This is a genomic window from uncultured Microbulbifer sp. (genome assembly GCF_913055755.1).
Classification (GTDB): domain Bacteria; phylum Pseudomonadota; class Gammaproteobacteria; order Pseudomonadales; family Cellvibrionaceae; genus Microbulbifer.
In genome coordinates this window covers 1-22,971 of sequence record NZ_CAJXKH010000066.1, presented here as the reverse complement: position 1 = coordinate 22,971, position 22,971 = coordinate 1, and the positions used below count along the sequence as shown (strand labels likewise).

The following is a 22,971-nucleotide window of genomic DNA, read 5'->3' as shown; positions in this document are numbered from 1 at the left end:
GCCGACAAGGAACAGCACGATGTGCCACGGGTCCGGGTACGGCGCGCCGGCGCGGATCGCGGCGAGCGCGGCCGACCACCAGCACGGCCACAGCACCAGCCACCAGCCGATCGGGCGGTCGAGCCGCGCCAGCTGCCAGTACGGCAGGGCCGCGGGCCAGCGCTGTTGTAATTGTTGGCTGATCACTTGCATGGTGGTATCCGCTGTCGGGCTCAGGTCATCGGGGGCGTATGGGGATTGAAACTGCTGAGGAAGCTCTCTGCAACCAGCAGCGGCTTGTCGTGCAGCCAGAAGGTGGAACGCCGGCTCCAGGCGTCGCTCCCCATACCCTGCAGTTCCGGCAGCTGGCACTGGGGGTTGCGCTGCAGCCGGTTGAGCACGATGGGTCCGCGGCGGGTGTCCGGTTGGCTGAACAGCAGTTCGCCGAGGGGGCGGTTGTCGAGGCTGCGCAGGTAGCGGGATTTGCCGGCGAGGGTGCGCTCGGGCAGGACGCTGCGGGCATAGACCCAGGGCTGGCCATTGCCGTAGAGCAGGACTTCGCGGATGAGTGCGCGGGATCTTTCCCGCAGGTTGAGCGCGCGGCGCTCTTCGAGCCGCGGCTGCTGCCAGCCCTGGTGGAGGATCTGTACGCTAAACTCGCCGTTGCTGAGGTGCTTCAGGGCGGCGGTCAGGGAGCCGGGGTGCAGCAGCCATGGCAGCAGTTTTTCCGGGGGCGTGTGCCCGTGCAGACTCTCCAGTGGCTGTGGATACCAGTCGCAGACGGCTTCAAAGGGGGAGTGGAACAACGCAGACTCCGCGCAAGCTCAAAACGGCCATTGTAACCGACCGGCGGCGCGGGGAAACTGGGCAGGTTTTGCCCCGCCTACGGGCTGCCGATATAGTGGCGGTCTGCTAGAGGCGCTCCGAACTTATTTCGTGGCGGTGCTACTGGCGGTACAGGTTTGCGGGACACGCCGTGAACCCATCCATGGGGGCTCTTCCGCGACATCCCTGTCGCAGAAGGTCCCGCAAACCTGTATCGCCAGCAGCCCCTTCGCATTGCGCGCAAGAATATTAATCGACAATAAATATTCGGCAGTTGCCGAAGTAACAGGACGGACCATGGGGCTCACCAAACAAATCGTACTGGCCATGATCGCGGGCATCGCGGTTGGCCTGCTGTTCAATTTCCTCAATACCACGCAGGTGCTGGGGGCCGGGGTGACCGGCTTTATCGACAACTACCTGACCAACGGCCTGTTCGACATTGTCGGTCGTATCTTTATCGCCTCGTTGAAGCTGATGGTGGTGCCGCTGGTGCTGGTGTCGCTGATTTGCGGTGCCTGCGCGCTGTCCGAGGGCAGCCGCGTGGGGGTGCTGGCGGGCAAGACCGTACTGCTGTACCTGGTGACTACGGCCGCGGCGATTTCGCTGGCGCTGTTGCTGGCCATCGTGATCCAGCCCGGTGCCGGTATGGAGACCATGGCCGGCGATGCGAGCTTCGAGCCGCAGCCGTCGCCGCCGCTGTCGGAAGTGCTGATCAATATCTTCCCCACCAATCCGGTGGACGCGATGGCCAAGGGCAATATGTTGCAGATCATCGTGTTCGCGCTGTTGATGGGCTATGCGATTTCCCGCAGCGGCAAGCCGGGCCAGCGCATTGCCGGTTTCTTCAACGACCTGAACGACGTGATCATGCGTATGGTCGGGGTGCTGATGGTATTTGCGCCTTACGGTGTATTCGCGCTGCTGGCGACCAAAATTGCGCAGCTCGGCCTGGACGCCATCCTGCAGTTGCTGAAGTACTTCATGGTGGTACTGGGAGCGCTGTTGATCCACGCTTTTGGCGTGTACCCGCTGCTGCTGAAGCTGCTGTCCGGCCTGAACCCGCTGCGGCTGCTGAAGAAGATGCGCCCGGCGATGGTGTTCGCCTTCAGTACCGCGTCTTCGGCGGCGACGATCCCGGTTACCCTGTCCACGGTGGAAAAGCGCCTGGGTGTGGATAACAAGGTGGCGTCGTTCACCATTCCTCTGGGTGCCACCATCAATATGGACGGCACCGCGATCATGCAGGGGGTGGCGACGGTGTTCATTTCCCAGCTGTACGGTATCGAAATCGGCCTGATGGGGTACCTGACGGTGATCCTGACCGCGACTCTGGCTTCCGTCGGCACCGCCGGCGTGCCGGGTGTGGGCCTGATCATGCTGGCGATGGTATTGCAGCAGGTGGGGCTGCCGCTGGAGGGCATCGCGATTGTGATGGGTGTGGATCGCCTGCTGGACATGGTGCGCACCGCGGTCAACATCACCGGCGATGCGGTGGTGAGCTCCATCGTGGCGAAGAGCGAGGGTGCGCTGGATGTGGACCGGTTCAATGACGACAACTACAACAGCGTGATCAGTGGCGAGGACGCCCTGGCCCGCTGAACGGTTTTCCTTCCGCCAAACCAAAAATGGCGAGCCGGTTGGCTCGCCATTTTTGTTGCCGGGGGGTTTTGCCCCCTGCTAGCGCCTTCAGATTGAGGCGATTTCTCGCAGGCTGTCTGCTTCCAGGTAGTCTTCCATTTCTTTCACCAGCTCCTCGACCATATCCGTCAGCGCCTGATTGATCGCCTCTTCGGTATTGTCTTCGCTGGCCGAGCCATCGCGGGGTGTTTTCACCCGGTATTTCCTGTTGATTTTCAGCTCGTCGATGGAGATGCGCTGCTCCCGCAGGGCGGTGCCGGACTGGTTGCTGAGGACAAAACGGAACTCGCCGGTGAGGCTGACATTTCCCTGCTCGAGATCGTAGTTATCCTTTGGCTTCATGGCACTCAGGTGTTTGATCACCTTCAGGTCCAGGTTGTTGCGCAGGCGCAATACTCCGTCCTGCTGTACCAGTGGGACCTCTTCGTCATCGAGGAATTCGTGCAGCTCACGGGCGAGCTCGCTGTGCAGGTGCTGGGTGTATTTGCGCACCGCTTCCTGTTTGAGGTCCGCGAGGCTGCCGCCATTGGCGGCCTGGGCCAGCATCAGTTGCAGGTTGCCGCTGGATACCGGCATGGGGACGTCTATTTTCAGCTCTGCGGGGGCTATGGCCAGGCTGGGGGTGGCCTCATCGTTGCCCCAGAAACCACTCTGGGCCACGCTGGGTAAACTGGCAGTACTGAGCAGGCCGGCCAGTGCCAGGCTGCCGATCTTGAAGGTTCTCACTCGTCGCTCCCTGATTTTTTTTATATGGAATTCGGGATTGAAAGATACTGGCGAAATCGGTTCCGCTCTATTTTTGGCTCATCGCTGGAATGAAAGGCTGCCATTTATCGGTGCATAGAGCAAAATTTTTCAGTGACCTGTGCGTCAGTAGTGGTCGAAATTGTGCGGCAGGTTGTGGTTTTGGTTGCGGATATGCTCTATGTAGCGCCGCAGTTGGAAGACTGTCGGTGGTCGCGGGCTTGAGCGCGGGGAAAAGGTGCGGGGATAGAGGTGCGGGGATAGAGGTGGAGGCAGGCATAGCGGGACCCAGTGGTATGGCGGGCCCCGCTGTGGTGATCCAGAGGGTGCTCAGCCCGCGGGGCGACCGAGCTCGCGCAGGCTGTCGGCTTCGAGATCGTCGTCGATCTGGCCCATGATCCGCTCCACCAGCTGGCGCATGATTTTGTCCAGCTGCTGCTCGGTGTTGTCTTCGCTGCCACTGCCATCGAGCGGCGTTTTCACCTGGTATTTCTCTTGCAGGCGCAGGTCGGCAATGTCGATCTGCCGCTCTTTCAGCACCCTGCCATTGGGATCCTGGATGCGGAAGTGAAAGTCACCGCCGGCGGTCAGGTTGCCCCGTTCCAGTTCGTAATTGCCGGAATTCTTCAGCCCGCTCAACTGTTTCACCACCGAAACATCGATAAAGCTGTGCAGGGTGAGCGACTGGTTGCTGGCGATGAGCGGTACTTCCTCATCCGCAAAGAACTCCCGCAGGCGGCCGTCCAGCGCGGTCCGCAGCTGTTCACTGTGGTGTTTGATCGCACGTTCTTTGGCGGCGGATATGCCCTTGCCGGAGGTGGCCTGGGCGAGCAGTGCGTCGAAGTCGTTGCCCTGCATTGGCGTTGGTACGTCTACGGTAATTTCGGCGCGCGCCAGGGTGATCTGGGGCACGGGGCTCTCTTCTCCGCCGATGCCGAAAAACCCCTGCGCCGATACCTGCGGGGTCAGGAAGGGTGCAGCCATTAGTACGCCGGTAATGAAAACGCTGCGAACGGATTTGATTTTCACAGGAAATTCCCTGAAATGTCGAATAATTGTTATGTAAAACGGTCCGGTGGGACTGAATTGGCGTCTGGTCTTTTCCGGACGGAAAGGGCCCCGCGCTGCCATTTGCTGTCAGGCTGCCAAAGGCTGCCCGCCAGCGCAAAATTATTGGTGACCGGAAATGACTAAATAGTCTAAAAATGAGCTCAGGCTTCGGCGAAGCGGGGTTTGTTGTGCAGCCAGCGGCGCACGATGGCGCGGCGCTGAATTTCGCTGAGGTTGGGGGAAGCGGCGATCCGCTGTACCAGGGGTAACAGGTGGGCATCGCGCTGCAGGTCGGCGATGCGGTGTTCGATTTCCCCGGTCTGGCGGGTACCGAGGATTTCGCCGGGGCCCCGCAGGCGCAGGTCCTCCTCGGCGATCGCGAAGCCGTCGGCATGGCTGCGCAGGGCCTGCAGGCGCGCGCGCCCGTTGGCGGACAGCGGTGTGCTGTAAAGCAGTACACAGTGGCTGGCGATACTGCCCCTGCCGACGCGCCCCCTTAACTGGTGCAGTTGCGCCAGCCCCAGCCGCTCCGGGTTTTCAATGATCATCAGGCTGGCATTGGGCACGTCCACGCCCACCTCGATCACCGTGGTGGCCACCAGCAGATCGACCTCGCCGGCCTTGAACGCCTTCATCACCAGGTCCTTGGCATCGGGTTTCATGCGCCCGTGCACCAGCGCTACCCTCACGCCGTCGAGAGTCTCCGCCAGTTCTGCGGCGGTGGATTCCGCGGCCTGGGCCTGCAGGGTTTCCGATTCCTCGATCAGGGTGCACACCCAGTAGGCCTGGCGGCCGTCGCGCACGGAATTCTGAACCCGCTCCATCACCTCAAAGCGGCGCTCGTTGGAGATGGCCACGGTGTTGATGGGCTGGCGCCCGGGGGGCAGTTCGTCGATCACCGAGCAGTCCAGGTCGGCAAACGCCGACATCGCCAGTGTGCGCGGAATCGGGGTGGCGGTCATGATCAGTTGGTGCGGCTGGGTGCGCCGCGCGCCGTCCACACTGCCCTTCTCGCGCAACTGCAGGCGCTGGCGCACGCCGAAGCGGTGCTGCTCGTCAATGATCACCAGTGCCAGGCGCCGGAATTCCACTCCCTCCTGGAACAGTGCGTGAGTGCCCACTACCAGCTGTGCCTCACCGCTGGCAATGGCCCCCAGCTGTTCGCGGCGCTCCGCCGCCTTCATGCTGCCGGTGAGCCAGGCCACGCGGATACCCAGGGGTTCGAGCCAGCCGCAGAAGTTGATCCGGTGCTGCTCGGCGAGGATTTCCGTGGGCGCCATTACCGCGCATTGATGGCCGGCACCAATGGCCTGTAGCGCCGCCCTCGCAGCCACCAGGGTCTTGCCCGCGCCCACGTCGCCCTGCAGCAGGCGCATCATCGGCACGGACTTTTCCAGGTCACCGGCAATTTCCGCACACACCCGCTGCTGGGCGCCGGTGGGGGCAAAGGGCAGGCGCGCGGCAAAATCCCGCTCCAGTGCGGCATTTGGCGACAGCGCTGGCGCGGCGATGGCCGAGGCGCTGCGGCGCAGTTCCAGCAGGCTGAGGTGGTGTGCCAGCAGTTCTTCCAGGGCGAGCCGCTGCTGTGCCGGGTGCTGACCTTCCGCCAGCTGGCACAGGTCGGCGTTGGCTGGGGGCTGGTGCAGATAGGTGAGGGCGCCGGCCAGGGGCATCTGCAGCTGCGCGGGCAGCAGTTGCTGCGGCAGCAGTTCGCTGACCTGGCCGCTGGCGAGCCAGTCGAGGCCCTGTCCGATCAGCGCACGCAGTCTCCCCTGCCCCAGGCCCTCGGTGAGGGGATAAACGGGGGTCAGGGTGTCGGCGGTGGGGGAATTTTCTTCGCCCAGCACTTCGGTTTCCGGGTGGTACAGCTCGATCCCGGCGGCGCCCCGGCGGGCTTCGCCGTAACAGCGCACGCGGGTGCCCGCGGTGAGACGGTTTTTCTGCGCGGCGGTGAAGTGGAAAAAGCGCAGGGTGACGCTGCCGGTGGTGTCCTGCAGGCGCACTGCCAGGCTGCGGCGACGGCCGAATACCACGTCCGCCGCGCGCACTTCGCCTTCGATTACCGCGTCCATTCCCGGGCGCAGGCCGGCGAGGGGAATGACCCGGGTGCGGTCCTGGTAGCGCGCGGGCAGGTGGAACAACAGGTCCTGCAGGGTACTGATGTGCAGCTTGTCGAGGGTCTGCGCCAGTTTGGCCCCGACCCCCTTGAGTGCGGTGACGGGGATTTCCGCCAGTGTCTTGTCCGTTCCGTTCACGTCGGGCGGGTTCACGGGCTCTGCAATTGGCACTGGTTGATGGCGTCGCGCAGCATGTCGATGGCGCGGTGACGCGGGAAACTTGCGCGCCAGGCCAGCGCCACGGTGCGCTGCGGCGCCGGCGCTGCGAACGGCCGGGTTACCAGCACACCGCTGGCGTACTGGGAGGCGGTAGCGGCGGACAGCGGCAGTACGGTAATGCCGAGGCGGGACGCCACCATGTGGCGCAGGGTTTCCAGCGAGCTGCCGTCGGCGGCGGTGCGGATATGACCGCTACCGGCTTCCTTCTCGATGGATTGCTGCAGTTGCGGGCAGGCCTCGAGCACCTGGTCGCGGAAACAGTGGCCCTCACCCAGCAGCAATACGTTGTCGTCGCACAGCTGCTCCGGCTTGATCGCTGTTTCCTTTGCCAGGGGGTGGTCGGAAGGCATCAGCACCACAAAGGGTTCGTCATACAGCGGCTGGGTGACCACGTCCGGTTCGGTAAACGGCAGTGCGATGATTACCGCGTCCAGTTCGCCCTTGCGCAGGCGGGCGCGCAGGGTCGAGGTATAGCCCTCCTCCACGTACAGCGGCATCTGCGGTGCCAGTTGCTGCAACTGGGGGATGAAATGGGGGAACAGGTAGGGGCCGATGGTAAAAATCGCGCCCACCGACAGCGGGCTGCTGAGCTGGTCCTTGCCGGCACTGGCGATGTCCTTGATTGCCGCTGCCTGCTCCAGCACCAGCTGTGCCTGGGCGACGATGCGCTCCCCCAGTGGCGTTGCCTGCACGCGGGTCTTGGAGCGCTCGAACAGGGCCACGCCCAGCTCTTTTTCCAGCTTTTTCACCGCGATGGACAGGGTGGGCTGGCTGACAAAACAGCGCTCGGCGGCACGGCCAAAATGCTGTTCCTGGGCAAGGGTAACGATGTAGCGCAATTCGTTCAGGGTCATGGTAAAGGCAATCAGAAAAAACTTGGCGATAGAGTTTATTCATAAATGCGGTCGGCCGGCCAGTAATTCCGCAGTTGCACCGGTGAAATGTCTCAATCTAGAAAAAAATGCTATTAAAGGCATTTAAAGCTAGCAAGGTTTGCTATTAACTGGCGCCTGAATTTCGGTGGCGTGGCGTATTCTTTGCTATACGTGTAAGGGCAAGTGTTGCATTACACGCAAAACACGCAAAGCGGAGAATCGCTATGGGAATTTTATCTTGGATCATCCTCGGCCTGATTGCCGGCGCCCTCGCCAAGTGGATCATGCCGGGGCCCGACCCGGGCGGCTGGATTGTCACCATGATCATCGGTATCGTCGGTGCGTTTATTGGCGGCTGGGTCGGTAGTTTTGTCGGACTTGGCACCACGGGAGGGCTGTCGCTTGGCAGTATCATCACCGCAGTGGTTGGCGCCATTATCCTGCTGTTCATTTACCGCATGGTGAAGTCGCGCAGTTAGCGGCCATAGTGCACGAATCACTGGCCCGCGGGCCCGGCGGCGTCTGCTTCCGGGCCCGGTTCACAGAATACGGTTGGCGAACAGGTTATAAATAACTGTCCTGTTTCTGTTTTTTTGTGGGCACCCGATCGATAACATAATGATTCCGCAGCGGCGCTACCGGTACAATGGCGCATAGCATAAATGGATCCGGCAACGGATACCGGGGGTTTATACAAGCGGTTATGGCAAAGGAAAAAGTCTGGATCTTCGGTTGCGGGGATCTCGGCACCCGACTGGCATTGAAGCTGGATCGCAAGGCGTACACCGTGTTCGGTGTGCGGCGCAATCCACTGCAGGCACTGGCGCGCAAACGCCGGGCCGATGTGGTGAACTGGCGTCGCGGCGATGCCACCAAGCGCGAAGACATCGAGCGGCATCTGGCAAACGGTGCAGACATTGTCATTGCCACTTTCACACCCGGCGCCAGCACTCCCCAGGCCTACCAGCGCGCCTACGTCGAAACTGCCGCTGCCCTGCGGGATTCCCTCGCGCAAATGGAAACACCGCCGCGACTGGTACTGTGGGTTTCTTCCACCCGGGTTTACGGTCAGAGTGGTGACCAGTGGCTGGATGAGCGTTCGCAACCGCTTCCCAGCAGTTTCCAGGGCGAAGCCCTGCTGGCAGCGGAAAAAATCGCGCTGTCGTCGGTAACGGAAACCTGTGTGATCCGCTTTGCGGGCATTTATGGACCCGGTCGCGATCGCCTGTTGTCACAGGTGCGCGCGGGTCGCTGTGCCCCCCCTTCCCCGCCCCAATTCAGCAACCGTATCCACGTGGATGATGCGGTGGGCTTTATGGCGCATCTGATAGACGGCCAGAAAAACGGTATGCGGCTGGAAAAGCTGTATATCGGTGCGGACTGTACGCCGGTACCGATGTATGAACTGCAGAGCTGGCTGGCAAAATCCATGGGCTATACCGCGGCCCATCTGCGTGAAGAGGTGGCGACCAGTGAGCGTCGCTCGAAGAAACTGAGTAATCAGCGCATGCTGGATAGCGGCTACGCGATGCTGTATCCGGATTACCGTGCGGGTTACAGCACGCTGCTGGAAATCGACTGATTGATCACACTGCGCCGCATTCGCGGCGCAGGTCCAAATTCCATCTGCCTTTAGATAACCATGATGGCTTCGGCTTCGAACTGGGCCCCTTTGGGCAGTTCTTTTACGCCCACTGCGGCGCGCGCCGGGAAGGGCTTGGCAAACAGCTCTTCCATGACCTGGTTGACGGTGGCGAAGTTGCTCAGGTCGGTGAGGTAGAGGTTCAGTTTGACGATGTCGTTGAGGGAGCCGTTGGCGGCTTCGCACACGGCCTTGAGGTTGTTGAATACCTGGCGGGCCTGCTCGGCGAAGTCGTCGGACACGAGTTCCATGGTTTCTGGTACCAGGGGGATCTGCCCGGACAGGTACACGGTGTTGTCCACTTTGACGGCTTGTGAGTAGCTGCCGATTGCGGCCGGTGCCTTATCGGTTTTTATGACGGCGCGATTGGGCATTGTTACTTCTCTCCCGGCCTTGCGGGCCTGCTTGCTAGAAAAAGAAAGCGGGAGAATATAGCGCGGTTCCGGGGGGATTGGGAGCCACTCTAGATGCGATAAATCAGTATGCGGAATCCGTCACGATTTACCCCTGTCACCGAAATCCCCCTCTCCAATAGTCGCCCCTCACGAAACCCATATCCGCCAGTAGCCACAAACCTAGCCCCAACAGAGGAGGCCCCTCCCGGTACTTATCCGACAAACGATTGCCGATGAGGTTGTTTGGCGGGTGAGTACCGGGAGGGGCCGGTCTTTCCGAGTGCGCTGCCGTGTCGGCGCTCCGAATAACCGGGGCTTCGTAGCCAGGGACGGTGGCGGCACTGCTGCCGGTATCCATTTGCGAGACACGCCGTGAACCCATCCATGGGGGCTCTTCGAAAACATCCCTGTTTTCGAAGGTCTCGCAAATGGATACCGGCATCAGCGCCTTCGCATGGAAAATTGGAGTGTTTACTTGCCCGTGAATGAGGCGGAAGGGTTAATGGTTACGGGCGGGTAATCCGGATTACCGCCGGCAGGTTGCGCAACCGTTTCATTACCTGGGCCAGATGTACCCGGTTGGCGACTTCCAGGGTCAGGGAGATAGCGCTGTGCTGGGCATCTTTCTCGTCCACGTGGATCTGCTCGATGCTCGCGCCCTCTTCCGTGATGCGGGTGGCCAGGCGCGCGATGATGCCGCGTTCGGACTCCACCTCTACCCGCACATCGCCGAGGAATTCCCCCTTCACATCCGGCGACCAGTTCACCGCCATGATGTTTTCCGGGTGCTCACGCAGTTCCGCCGCATTGCGGCAGGTATCCCGGTGCACCACTACCCCTTTGCCGGAACTGATATGGCCCATGATGGTGTCGCCGGGAATCGGCCGGCAGCAGCGGGCGAAGCTGATCATCATGCCTTCCTGGGCGTCGATGGTCAGCGGTGAGGAGATGTTGCTGGCTTCGGTCTCGGTAGTGCCCACGGGTACCAGCAGTTTGGCCGCGGAGTAGGCGGCGCGGTTGCCGAGACCGATATCTTCCAGCAGGTTGTCGAAGCTCTCGCACTTGGCCTCTTTTACCCCGCGCTGGATATCCTGTTCGTCCAGGTCGCCGATGGACAGTTTGAATTTGCCCAGGGCCTTTTCCAGCAGGCGCTGGCCGAGGGCGATGGAGTCGTGGTGGCGCTGGTGCTTGAGGAAGTGGCGGATGGCACTGCGGGCCTTGGCGGTGACGACGAAGTTGAGCCAGTTGGGATTTGGCTGCACGTTCTTGCTGGTGAGGATTTCCACCTTCTGGCCGCTCTCCAGCGGCTGCGACAGCGGTGCCAGGCGCTGGTTGATACGCACCGCCACGCAGGAGTTGCCGATATCGGTGTGCACCGAATAGGCGAAGTCCACGGCGGTGGCGCCGGCGGGCAGGTCGATGATCTTGCCCTTGGGAGTGAACACGTAGACCTCGTCCGGGAACAGGTCGATCTTCACGTTCTCGATGAATTCCAGCGAGTCGCCGGCGCGCTGCTGCATTTCCAGCAGGCCCTGCACCCAGCGCCGCGCGCGCACCTGGCTGGTGCCGCCGGTGTTGAGTACTTCGTCGCCGGAGGATTTGTACAGCCAGTGGGCGGCGATGCCGCTGTTGGCCATTTCGTCCATTTCCTTGGTGCGGATCTGCACCTCGATCGGTACCCCGTGCATGCCCAGCAGTACCGTGTGCAGGGACTGGTAGCCGTTGGACTTGGGGATGGCGATATAGTCCTTGAATTCGCTGATGACCGGCTTGTACAGGTTGTGGATAACCCCGAAGGCGCGGTAACAGGTGTCGACGCTGTCGACGATAATGCGGAAGGCGTAGACGTCCATGATTTCCTTGAACGACTTCTTCTTCGAGCGCATCTTCTGGTAAATACTGTAGAGGTGCTTCTCGCGGCCGATCACCAGCGCGTCGATCTTTTCCCGCTGCAGGCGCAGTTCGATGGCGTTCTGGATTTTTTCCAGCAACTCCTTGCGGTTGCCGCGGGCGGCCACCAGCGCCGCGCGCAGGCGGCTGGCGCGCAGGGGGTAGATGGCGAAGAAGGCGCGGTCCTCGAATTCGATGCGCACATCATTCATGCCCAGGCGGTTGGCGATGGGGGCGTAGATCTCGAGGGTCTCGCGGGCGATGCGCGCGCGTTTTTCAGGCTTGAGCGCACCCAGGGTGCGCATGTTGTGCAGGCGGTCGGCGAGCTTCACCAGGATCACGCGGATGTCCCGCGCCATCGCCAGGGCCATCTTCTGGAAGTTTTCCGCCTGCTTTTCCGCCGGGCTGTCGGTCTCGAACTGGGTCAGCTTGGAGACCCCGTCCACCAGGTCCGCCACCTCTTCCCCGAACTGTTCCGCCAGCGCCGCCTTGGGTACGCCGGTGTCCTCGATCACGTCGTGGAGCATGGCCGCGGCCAGGCTCTGGGGGTCCATATGCATGCCAGCCAGGATGGTGGCGACGGCGAGGGGGTGGGTGATATAGGGTTCGCCGGAGCGCCGGGCCTGGCCCTCGTGGGCCTGCTCCGCGTAGAAGTAGGCGCGGCGGACGAACTGGATCTGGTCGGGTTGGAGATAGGACGAGAGGCGATGGGCCAGACTGTCGATTGTGTGCAAAGCCGCGATCGCCTCTTAGATTTCCTGCAATTCCTGCATCAGCTGGTCAATACCGGGATTACAGGTCCTGCTCGGACAGGTATACCGGTGCGGAGGTCACCTGTTCCATGGCGTCATCTTCCGGCTCATCGAGAATGCTGGCGTCTACGAAGCCTTCCTCGATTTCACGCAGGGCGATCACGGTGGGCTTGTCGTTCTCTTCCGGGACGTGAGGGTCGCGGCCGCCGGTAGCGATCTGACGAGCGCGCTTGCTGCCCACGATCACCAGCTCGAAACGGTTATCGACGTGGTCGAGGCAATCTTCTACGGTAATACGTGCCATAAATCTTCTGTTCCAGTCAGTGCCTGAGGCCTCAGGCGAAGTGTGCAAATTCTGTGGTGTCCCGGGGGCGAGGCGCAGCGGGAGCTAGGGTAGCTATTCTACCGGACCGCGCAGTGTACGCAAATCGATCAACCGCCTCAATCGTCTTCGCTGTGCTGGGCGCGCAAAAGCGACTGCAACAGCGTGCTGTGCTGTTCCTGCTGGCGCGCCAGGCGCTGGCGTTCTGCCACCAGCACGGCGCGCAGTTCCGCCAGGGCGTGGGTGAAGTCGTCGTTGATGATCAGATAGTCCGCTTCCACATAGTGGGACATTTCGCTGATGGCCTGGGCCATGCGCTTGTCGATTACCGCCTGGTCGTCCTGGCCGCGGCCGGTGAGGCGCTCGAGCAGGGCCTGCTGGGACGGCGGCAGGATGAAGATGCCCACGGTTTCCGGCTTCAGCTTGCGCACCTGTTCCGCGCCCTGCCAGTCGATCTCCAGGATCACGTCGCGCCCGCTGGCGAGGGTTTCGTCCACCCAGGCCTTTGAAGTGCCGTAGTAGTTCTCGAATACCTGCGCGTGCTCGAGAAACGCGCTCTCTCCCAGCATCTGCACGAACTCGTCGCGATCGACAAAATGATAGTTGATGCCGTCGGTTTCCCCGGGGCGCATGGGCCGGGTGGTGTGGGAGACAGATACTGTGACCTGGCTGTCGCTTTCCACCAGCGCTTTGACGAGGCTGGTTTTACCGGCGCCGGAGGGCGCGGAGACCGTATAGAGGGTACCTTTAGACACGGAAGTTCCTGTTGCGGGTAAAACGTTGGGCGTTGCGCGGGGATTATAACGAAAGGGCAAGGCTCGGGGGCAAACTGCTGCGGACAGACTGCCACCCGGCCGGCTTGGGGGCAAAGTGTTGGGCTTTGGGATGGCATCGTCGGGAAAACAACACCATCCGCACCGGCCGGGCGCGCCTGCGGGACCTCAACCAAGCCACCTTTGGGGAAGGCAACGGGCTACTGCGGATCCCTGCGTTATTGACTAACGGGTGTGACTGTAGCGTCTTTGTCGGTAAAAACCAACCGCCACCATACCAGCGCACTGACGGTACTGTACCCGACAATTGCCGGCCAGGTTGCTGCCGGCAGCATGGGAAGCGCTGCCACCAGCAGTAGCAGTCGCGCCAGTTCCCAGTGCCGGGTGCGCGCTTCGCCATCGAGAATGCGGCCGTTGATCACCAGCCCGATCACCAGCAGCAGTACCATCAGCGCAGCGGTGCCGTAACCCATTGTCTTGCCGTACCACAGCAGCGCCAGGGTGGCGGCGGAGTAGCAGAGGTGCTGGCCCAGGGCATACCAGCGCACGCCGCGGGCAACCTGCGGATCGTAGCGGTGGAAGTCGTCCAGGTCGCAACTGGGATAGGGCATCGCCGCTTCCGCATCCGCCGGTCGGTAGCCGGTGGCGCGGAACCACAGGGTGAGTTTTTCCTTCCAGCTTTTGGTGTACACCGCGTCCAGCCACATGCGCTTGAAGTGCTGCAGGTTTGCCGCCAGCGGGTCGAAGGTGTTCAGGGGTTTGCGCACCCCGTAGATGCAGGGTTCTTCTGGCAGCTCTTGCTGGTAGGTGCCGAACAGGCGATCCCAGATGATCAGCACACCGCCGTAGTTGCGATCCACATAGACCCTGTTCTGGGCGTGGTGCACCCGGTGGTTGGAGGGGGTAACCAGAATCCATTCCATCCAGCGTACCTTGGGGAATTTCTGCGTGTGTACCCAGAACTGGTAGATCAGGTCGATGGCGCCGGCGGTAATCAGTAGTTCGGGCGGCATGCCCACCAGCAACAGCGGCAGGTAGAAGACCCAGCCCAGGGGCAGCAGGTCGCTGGACTGGCGCAGCGCGGTGGTGAGGTTGTAGTCCTCGCTCTGGTGGTGCACCAGGTGTTCCGCCCACAGGATGTTGATCTCGTGGGCCATGCGGTGCTTCCAGTAGTAGCAGAAGTCGTAGGCCACCACCGCGAGTACCAGGTGCCAGGGGTTGTCCAGGGACCAGGCGATGCCGAGGCTCTGGTAGGTCGGCTCCAGCCACCGGTACAGCGGGATATAGATCAGCATCAGTATGCCCACCCGCACCAGGCCGAGGATGCGGCTGAGGATACCGGCGCCGAGGCTGCCTATGGCGTCGTTCAGCCGGTACAGCCCCCAGCCGCGCCAGCGGTCCAGCGCCAGTTCCAGCAGCACGGCGAGCAGAAAAAACGGGATGGCGAGGGTGACTAGGCTCACGGGTACCTCGAAAGATGGTCTATATCGCTATGTTTATTCGTATCGTGGGCAGGCATTTGACCTGCAGGGTAATGTTGCCACAGGCCGCGGTGTGAACAATGTCCTACCGGTACGGATTTTAAAATCCGTGAGCATTTGCCGAAGAATTCATGGAAATCGTCAAGGAGCCCCCGATGATCAATGCCTATGCCGCCGACAGTGCCGGTGCCGAACTCAAGCCGTTTACCTACGATCCCGGCCCGCTGGCGCCGGATACGGTGGAAATTGACGTGGAATACTGCGGCCTGTGCCACAGCGACCTGAGCGTGGTGGACAACGAGTGGGGCCTGTCGATCTACCCGGTGGTGCCCGGCCACGAAGTGGTGGGGCGCATCGCCGCCCTCGGCGAGCAGGTAAGTCACCTGCAGGTGGGGCAGCAGGTGGGTCTGGGTTGGCATTCCGGCTACTGTGGTCACTGCAGCGAGTGTGGCACCGGCCATCACAACCTGTGCGTGCAGGCGCAGCCCACCATCATTGGCCACCACGGCGGTTTTGCCGACAAGGTGCGCGCCAGTGCCGCCAGTGTGGTCCCGATTCCGCAAGGGCTTGATCCGAGTTTGGTCGGCCCACTGTTCTGCGCCGGTATCACTGTCTACAACCCGCTGGTTCAGTTCAGTATCGCACCCAACAGTCGCGTGGCGGTGATCGGTATCGGCGGTCTCGGGCACCTGGCACTGCAGTTCCTGAATGCCTGGGGTTGCGAGGTGACCGCGTTCACGTCCAGCGACAGCAAGTGCGACGAAGCCCTCAAGCTGGGAGCACATCACACCCTCAACAGCCGCGACCCGGAGGTGCTCAAGGCCGCCGCCGACAGCTTCGACCTGCTGATCTCTACCGTGAATGTAAAGCTGGACTGGAATACCTATCTCGCCACCCTCAAGCCCCGCGGTCGTCTGCACTTTGTTGGCGCCACCACCGATCCGCTGGACCTGAATGTGTTCAACCTCCTCATGGCCCAGCGCCAGGTGTCCGGTTCTCCGGTGGGCAGCCCGGCGACCATTGCCGACATGCTCCAGTTTGCCGCGCGCCATAACATTGCGCCCAAAGTGGAGCTCTTTCCCATGAGCAAAGTCAATGAAGCCTTCGAGCGGCTGAAAAGCGGTGACGCGCGCTACCGCATCGTGCTCGAAGCGGGCAAATAGTGTTTAGTGACAATAACGGCCCCATTGCTTTTAATGCGCGCGGACTACTAATTCGGGTCAGGTGTCTGCCAATTTATTTTTGGTTTCGATCCAGCGGCTCATAAACTCCTCGGCGCGGTGTTCGCTGCGCCTGAGGATGCGTCCCCAGATATTGCGTTCGCGGTGGGCATCCAGATTTGCGGCGATGGATTGGATTCGCTGGATAAACGCTGCCGCGTGATCCCGATGGTCAAATTCGCTTTCGAGCGCGCGGATACCTGCATCGCGCGCAGCGAGCCAGGCAGTCTTGTCCTGGTAGAGACGGGCAGTGGTTGCGGCAAACTGTGCGGGGTCATCGCTCAGGGAATAGCCCCAGGCATCTTCAGCTGCCATTGATTCGGCACCGATGGGCGTGGTGATCGTCGGTGTGCCGCTGAGCCAGCCTTCCAGTATCTTGCCTTTTTGCCCGGCACCAAAGCGCAGCGGCGCCAGGTTCAGTCTGTAGCGCGCCAGTGTGGCGAGCGCATCCTCGGTGCGGCCGTGTACCCGCAGCCCCGTCGCCGGATCACTGAAGCGATGCATCGCGTGATCGGAGTAGGCGCCATAAATGTGGCACTCCACTCCGGGCAACAGTGCATGCAGCTGCGGCCAGATTTTTTCCGCAAACCAGGCGGTGGCATCGCGGTTGGGAGCGTGCTTGAAGCCGCCGATCATGACCAGGTGTTGGCGTTCTTCGAAGCCCGGTAGTTTATCCGGGGCGGGCATTTCCTTAACCAGAAACGGCAGATAGTGCAGTTGCCAGTCCGGCAGGCAAAAGAGCTGTTTGAGCAACTCCACCTCGACCCGGGAGATCATCACTGTGAGATCACAGCGCGCCATCGCTGCTACTTCGCGCTCGGCGATGGGCTGGAAAAGATTTACCGGCTCGCCACTTTTCAGCGCCTGGTGGCGCGCCTCGCGCAGGCTGTGGAAATCACTGGTATCGAGCAGCGTGACTGCGCGCGGGCACTGCTCGCGCACCCGCCAGCCGAACTGTTCTTCCATCATGAAGCGATCGTAGATCACCAGTGCCGGGTCCAGTGCGCGCACCCAGTCATCGAAGCCCGAGTCATTCACTTCGACCTGGTGCTCGCCGTAACCGGTCCTGGCCTGAAAGGGCGTGGGCTGCGCGGGACTCGCGATCTCAACCTGGTAACCGGCTTCGGCAAGCAGGTCGAGAATATCCAGTGTGCGCCGACCGGCGGCGGTAGACGCGGGCTCCGGCCAGTGTTTGGCCAGCAGCAGTGCTCTTTGGGCGGGCGCGTTGCGGGGCATGCAGGGGCTACTCGAGGTTCGGTACTAATCCCGCAAATTGTACTTCACGGCGCCCGTTAACGGACTTGTCCCTATGGCTCTAGGTACTGGCCCAGGCTGAGTTGGCAGTGAAAACCAGGTCTGGGGTCCCCCGCTCAGTATAAATAAGCGCCTTTTCGCGCCTCTTTTCCATTATTGAATTGACATGATCGATTACAGTTGTAATCTGTATAAATTACATTTGTAATTGGAGGCGGGGATGATTGAGGTCAGTGACAGAGAATTTGACGTGTTGGAAGCTATTTGGGAGGGCGCTCCCGTCACCGCCAATGAGGTGGTCAGCCGCCTGAATAAAAAAAGTGTATGGCATGAAAAGACCGTTAAAACCCTGCTCGGCCGCCTGGTGAAAAAAGGCGCAATTACATTCCAGCGGGAGGGCCGCAGTTATCTCTATTCTCCCTGTCTGGCGCGACAGGAATATGTGCAAAAACAAAGCGCGGGACTGGTCGAGCGGATGTTCGACGGCAGTATAGGCAACTTTGTAGCGGGTTTTGCCACCACGAAAAAACTGAAGCCCAGTGACATCGAAGAGCTTAAGGCTTTCATCGACAAGTGGGAAAAAGAGAATGACTGAATACCTGCTTCTCGCGCACTGGTTGACGACGTTTTTCCTGCTTCTTGTGTGGTGTATTGAGAAAATTGCCCATCGCTGGACCGGGTACCGGTTTATCTACCGCCTGTATGCCGGACTTCCGTTGCTGCTGTGCCTGACAATCTTGATGCAGGCGAATGCTCCGTTAACCCGGGTCCCTGACATTATGGCTTCCCTTTCGGTCGCGAATACCGCGCCGGTAGTCGTGATTCGACATGTAAATATTCTGCAGTGGATATGGATTGCGGGGGTGGCTTTTGTTCTTGCTGGGGTAGTTCGGGAGTGGCGAACGCTGGCCCGTTTGTCCGGTGAGCGTATCAAGCTCGGGGCCATGGATGCACTGATCGCAAAAGAAATCAACGGCCCGTGTTTGAAGGGGTTCTTGCGGCCGGTCATTCTCCTTCCGGAAAACTACCGGAAAAAATTTGATGCTGGTCAGCTTGAGCTGATCGTCGCCCATGAGCGAGTGCATGCCCGGCGGATGGATAACCTCTGGAATGTCATCGCGTTCGGGATCCGCGCAATATTCTGGTTTAACCCGCTCGTTTGGTTCGGCTACCACCGCTTCCGCCTGGTGCAGGAGCTGTCTTGCGATGAAACCGTATTGGCTAACCAGCCCGCGAATGTGTCACTTGCCTACGCCAGGGCGCTATTGGCGGCATCGGCGTTCCAGCACGCCAAACAACCACTGTGTACTTACTACGGAGATAAGGAAATGATGCTTCAAAGGATGCACTGTATTAAAACTGCGGGCCGGATTTCCAAAGGTGTCCAGCGACTGGTGCTATGCATGGCACTGATGATCAGTGGCTCGTTCGCTGCCATCGCGGCCACGGATGTGTCGTCGGGGGATGCGGGCCCCGTGCGCAAGACAACCGTGCAACCGAAGTATCCGCCGGCTGCGATTGAGGCGAAAGCGGAAGCCGGCGTGATATTGGAATTTGATATTGACGCCAACGAAGGGCGCCCGTTTGATATTCGGGTGGTTGAGAATACCGGGCCAGAGGCCTATCGGGAGGACTTTAACCAGGCCGCGATCGACTCGCTGAAACAGTGGCGCTGGGAGCCCAGTGGCCGCGTGCAAACCGATGTGCGTAGCAAGATTGGTTTTAAACTAGGCAAATAGGTTTTTGGGCAAGGGGGGGCGATTGAACGAGTTGTCGCAGTAACAATCGGCCCCTGTTTGTTTTATCCGAATGAAGTCGAAATTTGTCAGCCAGATACTGGAACTGGCAAATTTCCTCACTCGATATTCTGCACCTGTTCCCGCATCTGTTCGATCAGCACTTTCAGTTCCACTGCAGCCTGGGTGGTATCGGTCACCACCGCCTTGGACGAAAGCGTATTCGCCTCGCGGTTGAATTCCTGCATCAGGAAATCCAGGCGCCGGCCGATGGGGCCGCCGTTTTTCAGTACGCGGCGGGTCTCGGTGATGTGGGCATCGAGGCGGTCCAGCTCTTCATCGACGTCGGCCTTCTGTGCCAGCAGCGCGATTTCCTGCTCTATGCGGTCCTTGTCGATTTCTTCCAGCAGTTCTTCCAGGCGGCTGCGCAATTTTTCCCGCTGGTTTTGCAGAATCTCCGGCAGCAAAGCGCGCACGGTGGCTACCTGCTCGCCGATACCCTTGATGCGGGCTTCGATAAAGCCGGCCAGTTCCGCACCTTCGCGCTCGCGGTTGTCCACCACTTGCTGCAGTGCCTGCTTGAACCCTTCCAGCACGGCATTGGCCTGTTCTTCCGCATCGGTTTCCGGCTCCGCAATGACCCCGGGCCACTTGAGGACTTCCAGCGGGTTGAGCGGCTGGCTGTCTGGCGCTACCTGCTTTGCCGCCTTGACCAGTTCGTCCACCAGTGCCTGGTTGATCTCGATGCCGGCTACCTCACCGCTGCTGGCCTTGAGGTTCAGGGTCATTTCCACTTTGCCGCGATTCAGGGTTTTGCGCAGGATTTCCCGCAGTTTGGGTTCCAGCGCGCGGGCGGCTTCCGGCAGGCGAAAGTGGGGTTCCAGGTAGCGATGGTTGACCGAGCGCATTTCCCAAACCGCAGTACCTGTCGCGTAATTAACTTCGGCGCGGCCAAAGGCGGTCATACTGCGTACTTTATTGTTGGCCATGGAACCCGGGTCTCCAATGCTGTGGTAGGTTGAATAGGCGGCACAGCATAGCACAGGGTGATTACCGCTCTGGATGGCTATAATGCCGGGCCCCGAAAGAGTTGATTGAACAGTTAGAGGTGCAATATGCAGCGACCGAGCGGCCGCAAACCAGAGCAACTGCGCGATGTGCGCATTACCCGCAACTACACCCGCCACGCGGAGGGCTCTGTACTGGTGGAGTTCGGCGACACCAAGGTGTTGTGCAACGCGTCTGTCGCTGCCGAGGTGCCGCGTTTCCTGCGCGGCCAGGGCAGAGGCTGGATTACCGCGGAATACGGCATGCTGCCCCGCTCCACCGGTTCGCGCATGGGGCGCGAGGCGGCGCGCGGCAAGCAGGGCGGGCGCACGGTGGAAATCCAGCGTCTTATCGGCCGCTCTCTGCGCGCGGCGGTGGATCTGAAACAGCTGGGTGAACACCAGATCACTCTGGACTGCGATGTGATCCAGGCCGACGGCGGTACCCGCACCGCGTCCATTACCGGCGCCTGTGTCGCGCTGGTGGACGCGCTGCGTTTTATGCAGCGGGAGAAAATGATTGCTGGGGATCCCCTGATCAATATGGTGGCGGCGATTTCCGTTGGCATTTACCAGGGTGAAGCGGTGCTGGACCTGGATTACCCGGAAGACAGCAACGCGGATACCGATATGAACCTGGTAATGGCACAGGACGGCGGCATGATCGAAGTGCAGGGCACCGCCGAAGGTGCGCCGTTTACCGAACACCAGTTTGCGGAGATGCTGGCACTGGGAAAGGCGGGCATCAGGGAACTGATCGAGCTGCAGCAAAAAGCGCTGGCGGAATAGGCCGTTGCCCGCCGGCGTTACTCTATATGTGCCGCCGGCGGGCGATCGGTATCGGTGGTAAAAAATAGGCAGCTCTTACCACAGCTTCGGACAACGCCCTGCCCCGATAGCCATTAGGCTTCTACCTCGCAGCACCAATAATAACTGTAAGGGAAGCCCATCATGAGAATCCATCAGATGGCCACCGCGCTGGCCATTCTGCTCGCCACCGGTGCGACGGCACTGGCCCAGGACGCTGGCCCGGAACCCGAATCCAAACCCCAGCACAAGCACTACCGCGAACCGGCCAAAGCCGACAAACCCTCCCCCTCCGGTGCGCTGGCGCCGCGACTGCAAAACCTTGGTAAGCACACATTTCCGGTGAGCTGTGAGTCCGAACGCGCCCAGCTTTTTATCAACCAGGGCGTTAACCTGGCCTATGGCTTCAACCATGCCGAGGCCGGCAGGTCGTTTCGCGAGGCGGCGCGGCTGGCACCGGATTGCGCCATGGCTTACTGGGGCCAGGCACTGGTGCTGGGGCCGAATATCAACGTGCCCATGGACCAGGAAATGGAGCCCAAGGCCTTAGAGCTGGCACAGAAGGCGATGTCACTGCGGGATTCTGCCAACAAGCGCGAGCGCGCGCTGATCGAGGCACTGGCGAAACGCTATTCCGGCGACCCCACCGACCGCCGGCAGCGGGACCAGGACTACGCAGCGGCGATGGCCAAGGTGGCGCAACAGTTCCCCGATGACCTGGATATCGCGACCCTGTATGCCGAATCGATGATGGATCTGCGCCCGTGGAATTACTGGATGCGCGATGGCACCCCCTACGAGGGCACCGAACAAATCGTCGCCCTGCTGGAATCGGTGATGTCCCGCAACCCCAAGCACCCGGGCGCGCTGCATCTGTATATTCACCTGATCGAGCCCACCAAGGATCCCGAGCGCGCGGAGAAGGCCGCAGATGCACTGACCGGCTTGATGCCGGGCGCCGGCCACATCGTGCATATGCCGGCGCATATCTACCAGCGGGTCGGCCGTTACGAAGATTCCGCCAAGGCCAACGAGCGCGCCATTGCCGCCGACGAGGACTACATCAGCCAGTGCCGGGCCCAGGGGATTTACCCCATGGCCTACTACCCTCACAACATCCACTTTCTGTGGTTCGCCACCACCGCCCAGGGGCGCGGTGCTGCCGCGATAGATGCTGCGAACAAGACCGCGGAGCAGATCGGCGACGAAGCGCTGAAGGAAATGCCGATGCTGGCGGGCTTTCGCGTGGTGCCCTACTGGGCGCTGGCCCGCTTCGGCAAGTGGGATGAGGTCCTGGCCCTGCCCCAGCCGCCGGATGATCCCTTTCTCACCGGGGCCTGGCACTATGTGCGCGGTCTCGCTTATGTGGGCAAGGGCAATCTGGATGCGGCCAGTGGCGAACTGGAGAAGCTGCGCAAGATCACCGCCAGCCCGGCGCTGGATTACTCCATGTTCTCCCCCAACAGTGCCGCTAGTATCCTCGCAATCGCACCGGAAGTACTGGCGGGGGAGCTGGCCGCGGTGAAAGGCGACTACGATACCGCAATTGCGCACCTGGACCGGGCGGTGCGCATGGAAGACGGGCTGGTGTATACCGAGCCCGCGGAGTGGCACTATCCGCCGCGACTGGCGCTGGGTGCAGTGCTGCTGGATGCCGGGCGTCCCGGTGAGGCGGAGACCGTCTACTGGCAGGCGCTGGAGCACCATCCACAGAGCGGCTGGGCACTGTTTGGGTTGTCGCGGGCACTGCGCGAGCAGCACAAGACGGCCGAGGCCGAACTGGTCGATGCACGGTTTAAACAGGCCTGGCGCAATGCCGATGTGAAACTCACCGCGTCGCGCATCCGCTAGCGAATTCAACGCTGCAAACAAAAAGGGCGCACCCTGTGGTGCGCCCTTTTTGTTTGCTCTCAAGTGAGGGCAATCAGACTTCCAGATCGTAATCCATGATCACCGGCAGGTGGCTGGAGAAGGACACATTCTTGTTGATGGCGCCGTACTCGATCTTGTTCTTCAGGGTCTGGGACACGATCTGCATATCGGTGCGCCAGCCGTCGCCCTTGCCCGGCTCGCCGCTCGGCCACCAGGTAAATTCGTCCGCATCCTTCACCACCCGGCGGAAGGCGTCCACGTAGCCGATCTCGTTGAACAGCTGGTCCAGCCAGCGCTGCTCGTGGCGCATGAATCCGGGGGTGTCCTGGTG

Annotated in this window: 20 protein-coding genes and 2 pseudogenes; 8 read left to right on the top strand and 14 right to left on the bottom strand. The window is 61.1% G+C overall.

From position 1 onward, the window contains the following. Together QZ511_RS11795 and QZ511_RS11790 are read right to left on the bottom strand one after the other, a co-directional pair. A pseudogene (locus tag QZ511_RS11795) lies at window positions 1-192 on the bottom strand (hypothetical protein); the annotation flags it as partial. Window positions 193-212: 20 nt separating this feature from the next. Continuing rightward, complete coding sequence (locus QZ511_RS11790; protein WP_295802587.1) at window positions 213-785, bottom strand: chorismate lyase; 573 nt, start codon at window positions 783-785, stop codon at window positions 213-215. A 316-nt stretch (window positions 786-1,101) separates the two neighbouring features. Here QZ511_RS11790 and QZ511_RS11785 point away from each other — a divergent pair, with 316 nt between their 5' ends. Beyond that, on the top strand, window positions 1,102-2,406 hold the full coding sequence (locus QZ511_RS11785) for a dicarboxylate/amino acid:cation symporter (protein WP_295802585.1): 1,305 nt from the start codon (window positions 1,102-1,104) through the stop codon (window positions 2,404-2,406). Window positions 2,407-2,493: 87 nt separating this feature from the next. Here QZ511_RS11785 and QZ511_RS11780 read toward each other — a convergent pair whose 3' ends face one another. The 4 genes from QZ511_RS11780 to QZ511_RS11765 all read right to left on the bottom strand — a co-directional run bounded on the left by QZ511_RS11780 (window position 2,494) and on the right by QZ511_RS11765 (window position 7,429). Continuing rightward, on the bottom strand, window positions 2,494-3,171 hold the full coding sequence (locus tag QZ511_RS11780) for a hypothetical protein (RefSeq protein ID WP_295802584.1): 678 nt from the start codon (window positions 3,169-3,171) through the stop codon (window positions 2,494-2,496). A gap of 348 nt (window positions 3,172-3,519) precedes the next feature. After that, window positions 3,520-4,218, bottom strand: a complete 699-nt coding sequence (locus tag QZ511_RS11775) for a hypothetical protein (protein ID WP_295802583.1) — start codon at window positions 4,216-4,218, stop codon at window positions 3,520-3,522. A gap of 182 nt (window positions 4,219-4,400) precedes the next feature. Then, window positions 4,401-6,509, bottom strand: a complete 2,109-nt coding sequence (gene recG, locus QZ511_RS11770) for an ATP-dependent DNA helicase RecG (protein ID WP_295802581.1) — start codon at window positions 6,507-6,509, stop codon at window positions 4,401-4,403. After that, window positions 6,506-7,429, bottom strand: a complete 924-nt coding sequence (locus QZ511_RS11765) for a hydrogen peroxide-inducible genes activator (protein ID WP_295802579.1) — start codon at window positions 7,427-7,429, stop codon at window positions 6,506-6,508. The genes recG and QZ511_RS11765 overlap by 4 nt, the downstream gene beginning before the upstream one ends. A 245-nt stretch (window positions 7,430-7,674) precedes the next feature. On the opposite strand from QZ511_RS11765, the gene QZ511_RS11760 reads away from it, so the two are divergent. Both QZ511_RS11760 and QZ511_RS11755 read left to right on the top strand, forming a co-directional pair. Continuing rightward, window positions 7,675-7,929, top strand: a complete 255-nt coding sequence (locus tag QZ511_RS11760) for a GlsB/YeaQ/YmgE family stress response membrane protein (protein WP_295802578.1) — start codon at window positions 7,675-7,677, stop codon at window positions 7,927-7,929. Between the two features lie 224 nt (window positions 7,930-8,153). After that, complete coding sequence (locus QZ511_RS11755; protein ID WP_295802575.1) at window positions 8,154-9,032, top strand: NAD-dependent epimerase/dehydratase family protein; 879 nt, start codon at window positions 8,154-8,156, stop codon at window positions 9,030-9,032. 50 nt (window positions 9,033-9,082) lie between these two features. On the opposite strand, the gene QZ511_RS11750 is transcribed toward QZ511_RS11755, so the two are convergent. The 5 genes from QZ511_RS11750 to QZ511_RS11730 all read right to left on the bottom strand — a co-directional run bounded on the left by QZ511_RS11750 (window position 9,083) and on the right by QZ511_RS11730 (window position 14,687). Continuing rightward, window positions 9,083-9,466, bottom strand: a complete 384-nt coding sequence (locus QZ511_RS11750; protein WP_295802574.1) for a RidA family protein — start codon at window positions 9,464-9,466, stop codon at window positions 9,083-9,085. A 527-nt stretch (window positions 9,467-9,993) separates the two neighbouring features. Continuing rightward, window positions 9,994-12,111, bottom strand: a complete 2,118-nt coding sequence (spoT, locus tag QZ511_RS11745) for a bifunctional GTP diphosphokinase/guanosine-3',5'-bis pyrophosphate 3'-pyrophosphohydrolase (RefSeq protein WP_295802572.1) — start codon at window positions 12,109-12,111, stop codon at window positions 9,994-9,996. Window positions 12,112-12,169: 58 nt separating this feature from the next. Then, window positions 12,170-12,433 (bottom strand): DNA-directed RNA polymerase subunit omega, encoded by a 264-nt coding sequence (rpoZ, locus tag QZ511_RS11740; protein WP_295802571.1) that lies wholly within the window; start codon window positions 12,431-12,433, stop codon window positions 12,170-12,172. Window positions 12,434-12,570: 137 nt separating this feature from the next. After that, window positions 12,571-13,206, bottom strand: coding sequence for a guanylate kinase (gmk, locus tag QZ511_RS11735; protein ID WP_295802569.1), 636 nt, complete (start codon window positions 13,204-13,206; stop codon window positions 12,571-12,573). Between the two features lie 236 nt (window positions 13,207-13,442). Next, window positions 13,443-14,687, bottom strand: coding sequence for a sterol desaturase family protein (locus tag QZ511_RS11730; RefSeq protein WP_295802567.1), 1,245 nt, complete (start codon window positions 14,685-14,687; stop codon window positions 13,443-13,445). Window positions 14,688-14,836: 149 nt separating this feature from the next. Between QZ511_RS11730 and QZ511_RS11725 the strand changes: the two genes are divergently transcribed. After that, window positions 14,837-15,868 (top strand): NAD(P)-dependent alcohol dehydrogenase, encoded by a 1,032-nt coding sequence (locus QZ511_RS11725; protein ID WP_295802565.1) that lies wholly within the window; start codon window positions 14,837-14,839, stop codon window positions 15,866-15,868. Window positions 15,869-15,925: 57 nt separating this feature from the next. Here the strand turns inward: QZ511_RS11725 and QZ511_RS11720 are convergent, their stop codons facing one another. Then, complete coding sequence (locus QZ511_RS11720) at window positions 15,926-17,161, bottom strand: glycosyltransferase (RefSeq protein ID WP_295802564.1); 1,236 nt, start codon at window positions 17,159-17,161, stop codon at window positions 15,926-15,928. Between the two features lie 238 nt (window positions 17,162-17,399). On the opposite strand from QZ511_RS11720, the gene QZ511_RS11715 reads away from it, so the two are divergent. Next, window positions 17,400-17,774 (top strand): BlaI/MecI/CopY family transcriptional regulator, encoded by a 375-nt coding sequence (locus QZ511_RS11715; protein ID WP_295802562.1) that lies wholly within the window; start codon window positions 17,400-17,402, stop codon window positions 17,772-17,774. Then, complete coding sequence (locus QZ511_RS11710; RefSeq protein WP_295802560.1) at window positions 17,767-18,918, top strand: M56 family metallopeptidase; 1,152 nt, start codon at window positions 17,767-17,769, stop codon at window positions 18,916-18,918. The genes QZ511_RS11715 and QZ511_RS11710 overlap by 8 nt, the downstream gene beginning before the upstream one ends. Before the next feature lie 116 nt (window positions 18,919-19,034). Here the strand turns inward: QZ511_RS11710 and QZ511_RS11705 are convergent, their stop codons facing one another. Further along, window positions 19,035-19,904, bottom strand: a complete 870-nt coding sequence (locus QZ511_RS11705) for a YicC/YloC family endoribonuclease (protein WP_295802558.1) — start codon at window positions 19,902-19,904, stop codon at window positions 19,035-19,037. Between the two features lie 126 nt (window positions 19,905-20,030). On the opposite strand from QZ511_RS11705, the gene rph reads away from it, so the two are divergent. Next, window positions 20,031-20,750, top strand: coding sequence for a ribonuclease PH (rph, locus tag QZ511_RS11700; RefSeq protein WP_295802555.1), 720 nt, complete (start codon window positions 20,031-20,033; stop codon window positions 20,748-20,750). A gap of 162 nt (window positions 20,751-20,912) precedes the next feature. Beyond that, complete coding sequence (locus QZ511_RS11695; protein ID WP_295802553.1) at window positions 20,913-22,619, top strand: tetratricopeptide repeat protein; 1,707 nt, start codon at window positions 20,913-20,915, stop codon at window positions 22,617-22,619. A 73-nt stretch (window positions 22,620-22,692) separates the two neighbouring features. Here the strand turns inward: QZ511_RS11695 and QZ511_RS11690 are convergent. Continuing rightward, window positions 22,693-22,971 (bottom strand): annotated as a pseudogene (locus QZ511_RS11690) (exodeoxyribonuclease III); the annotation flags it as partial.

Excerpts from the sequence above, each read along its gene's own strand:
- QZ511_RS11765 (WP_295802579.1), bottom strand. The coding sequence starts at position 7,429 with ATGACCCTGAACGAATTGCGCTACATCGTTACCCTTGCCCAGGAACAG.
- QZ511_RS11715 (WP_295802562.1), top strand. The coding sequence starts at position 17,400 with ATGATTGAGGTCAGTGACAGAGAATTTGACGTGTTGGAAGCTATTTGG.
- QZ511_RS11755 (WP_295802575.1), top strand. The coding sequence starts at position 8,154 with ATGGCAAAGGAAAAAGTCTGGATCTTCGGTTGCGGGGATCTCGGCACC.
- rph (WP_295802555.1), top strand. The coding sequence starts at position 20,031 with ATGCAGCGACCGAGCGGCCGCAAACCAGAGCAACTGCGCGATGTGCGC.
- QZ511_RS11750 (WP_295802574.1), bottom strand. The coding sequence starts at position 9,466 with ATGCCCAATCGCGCCGTCATAAAAACCGATAAGGCACCGGCCGCAATC.
- QZ511_RS11710 (WP_295802560.1), top strand. The coding sequence starts at position 17,767 with ATGACTGAATACCTGCTTCTCGCGCACTGGTTGACGACGTTTTTCCTG.
- rpoZ (WP_295802571.1), bottom strand. The coding sequence starts at position 12,433 with ATGGCACGTATTACCGTAGAAGATTGCCTCGACCACGTCGATAACCGT.
- QZ511_RS11725 (WP_295802565.1), top strand. The coding sequence starts at position 14,837 with ATGGAAATCGTCAAGGAGCCCCCGATGATCAATGCCTATGCCGCCGAC.
- QZ511_RS11785 (WP_295802585.1), top strand. The coding sequence starts at position 1,102 with ATGGGGCTCACCAAACAAATCGTACTGGCCATGATCGCGGGCATCGCG.
- QZ511_RS11705 (WP_295802558.1), bottom strand. The coding sequence starts at position 19,904 with ATGGCCAACAATAAAGTACGCAGTATGACCGCCTTTGGCCGCGCCGAA.
- QZ511_RS11720 (WP_295802564.1), bottom strand. The coding sequence starts at position 17,161 with ATGCCCCGCAACGCGCCCGCCCAAAGAGCACTGCTGCTGGCCAAACAC.
- QZ511_RS11760 (WP_295802578.1), top strand. The coding sequence starts at position 7,675 with ATGGGAATTTTATCTTGGATCATCCTCGGCCTGATTGCCGGCGCCCTC.
- QZ511_RS11695 (WP_295802553.1), top strand. The coding sequence starts at position 20,913 with ATGAGAATCCATCAGATGGCCACCGCGCTGGCCATTCTGCTCGCCACC.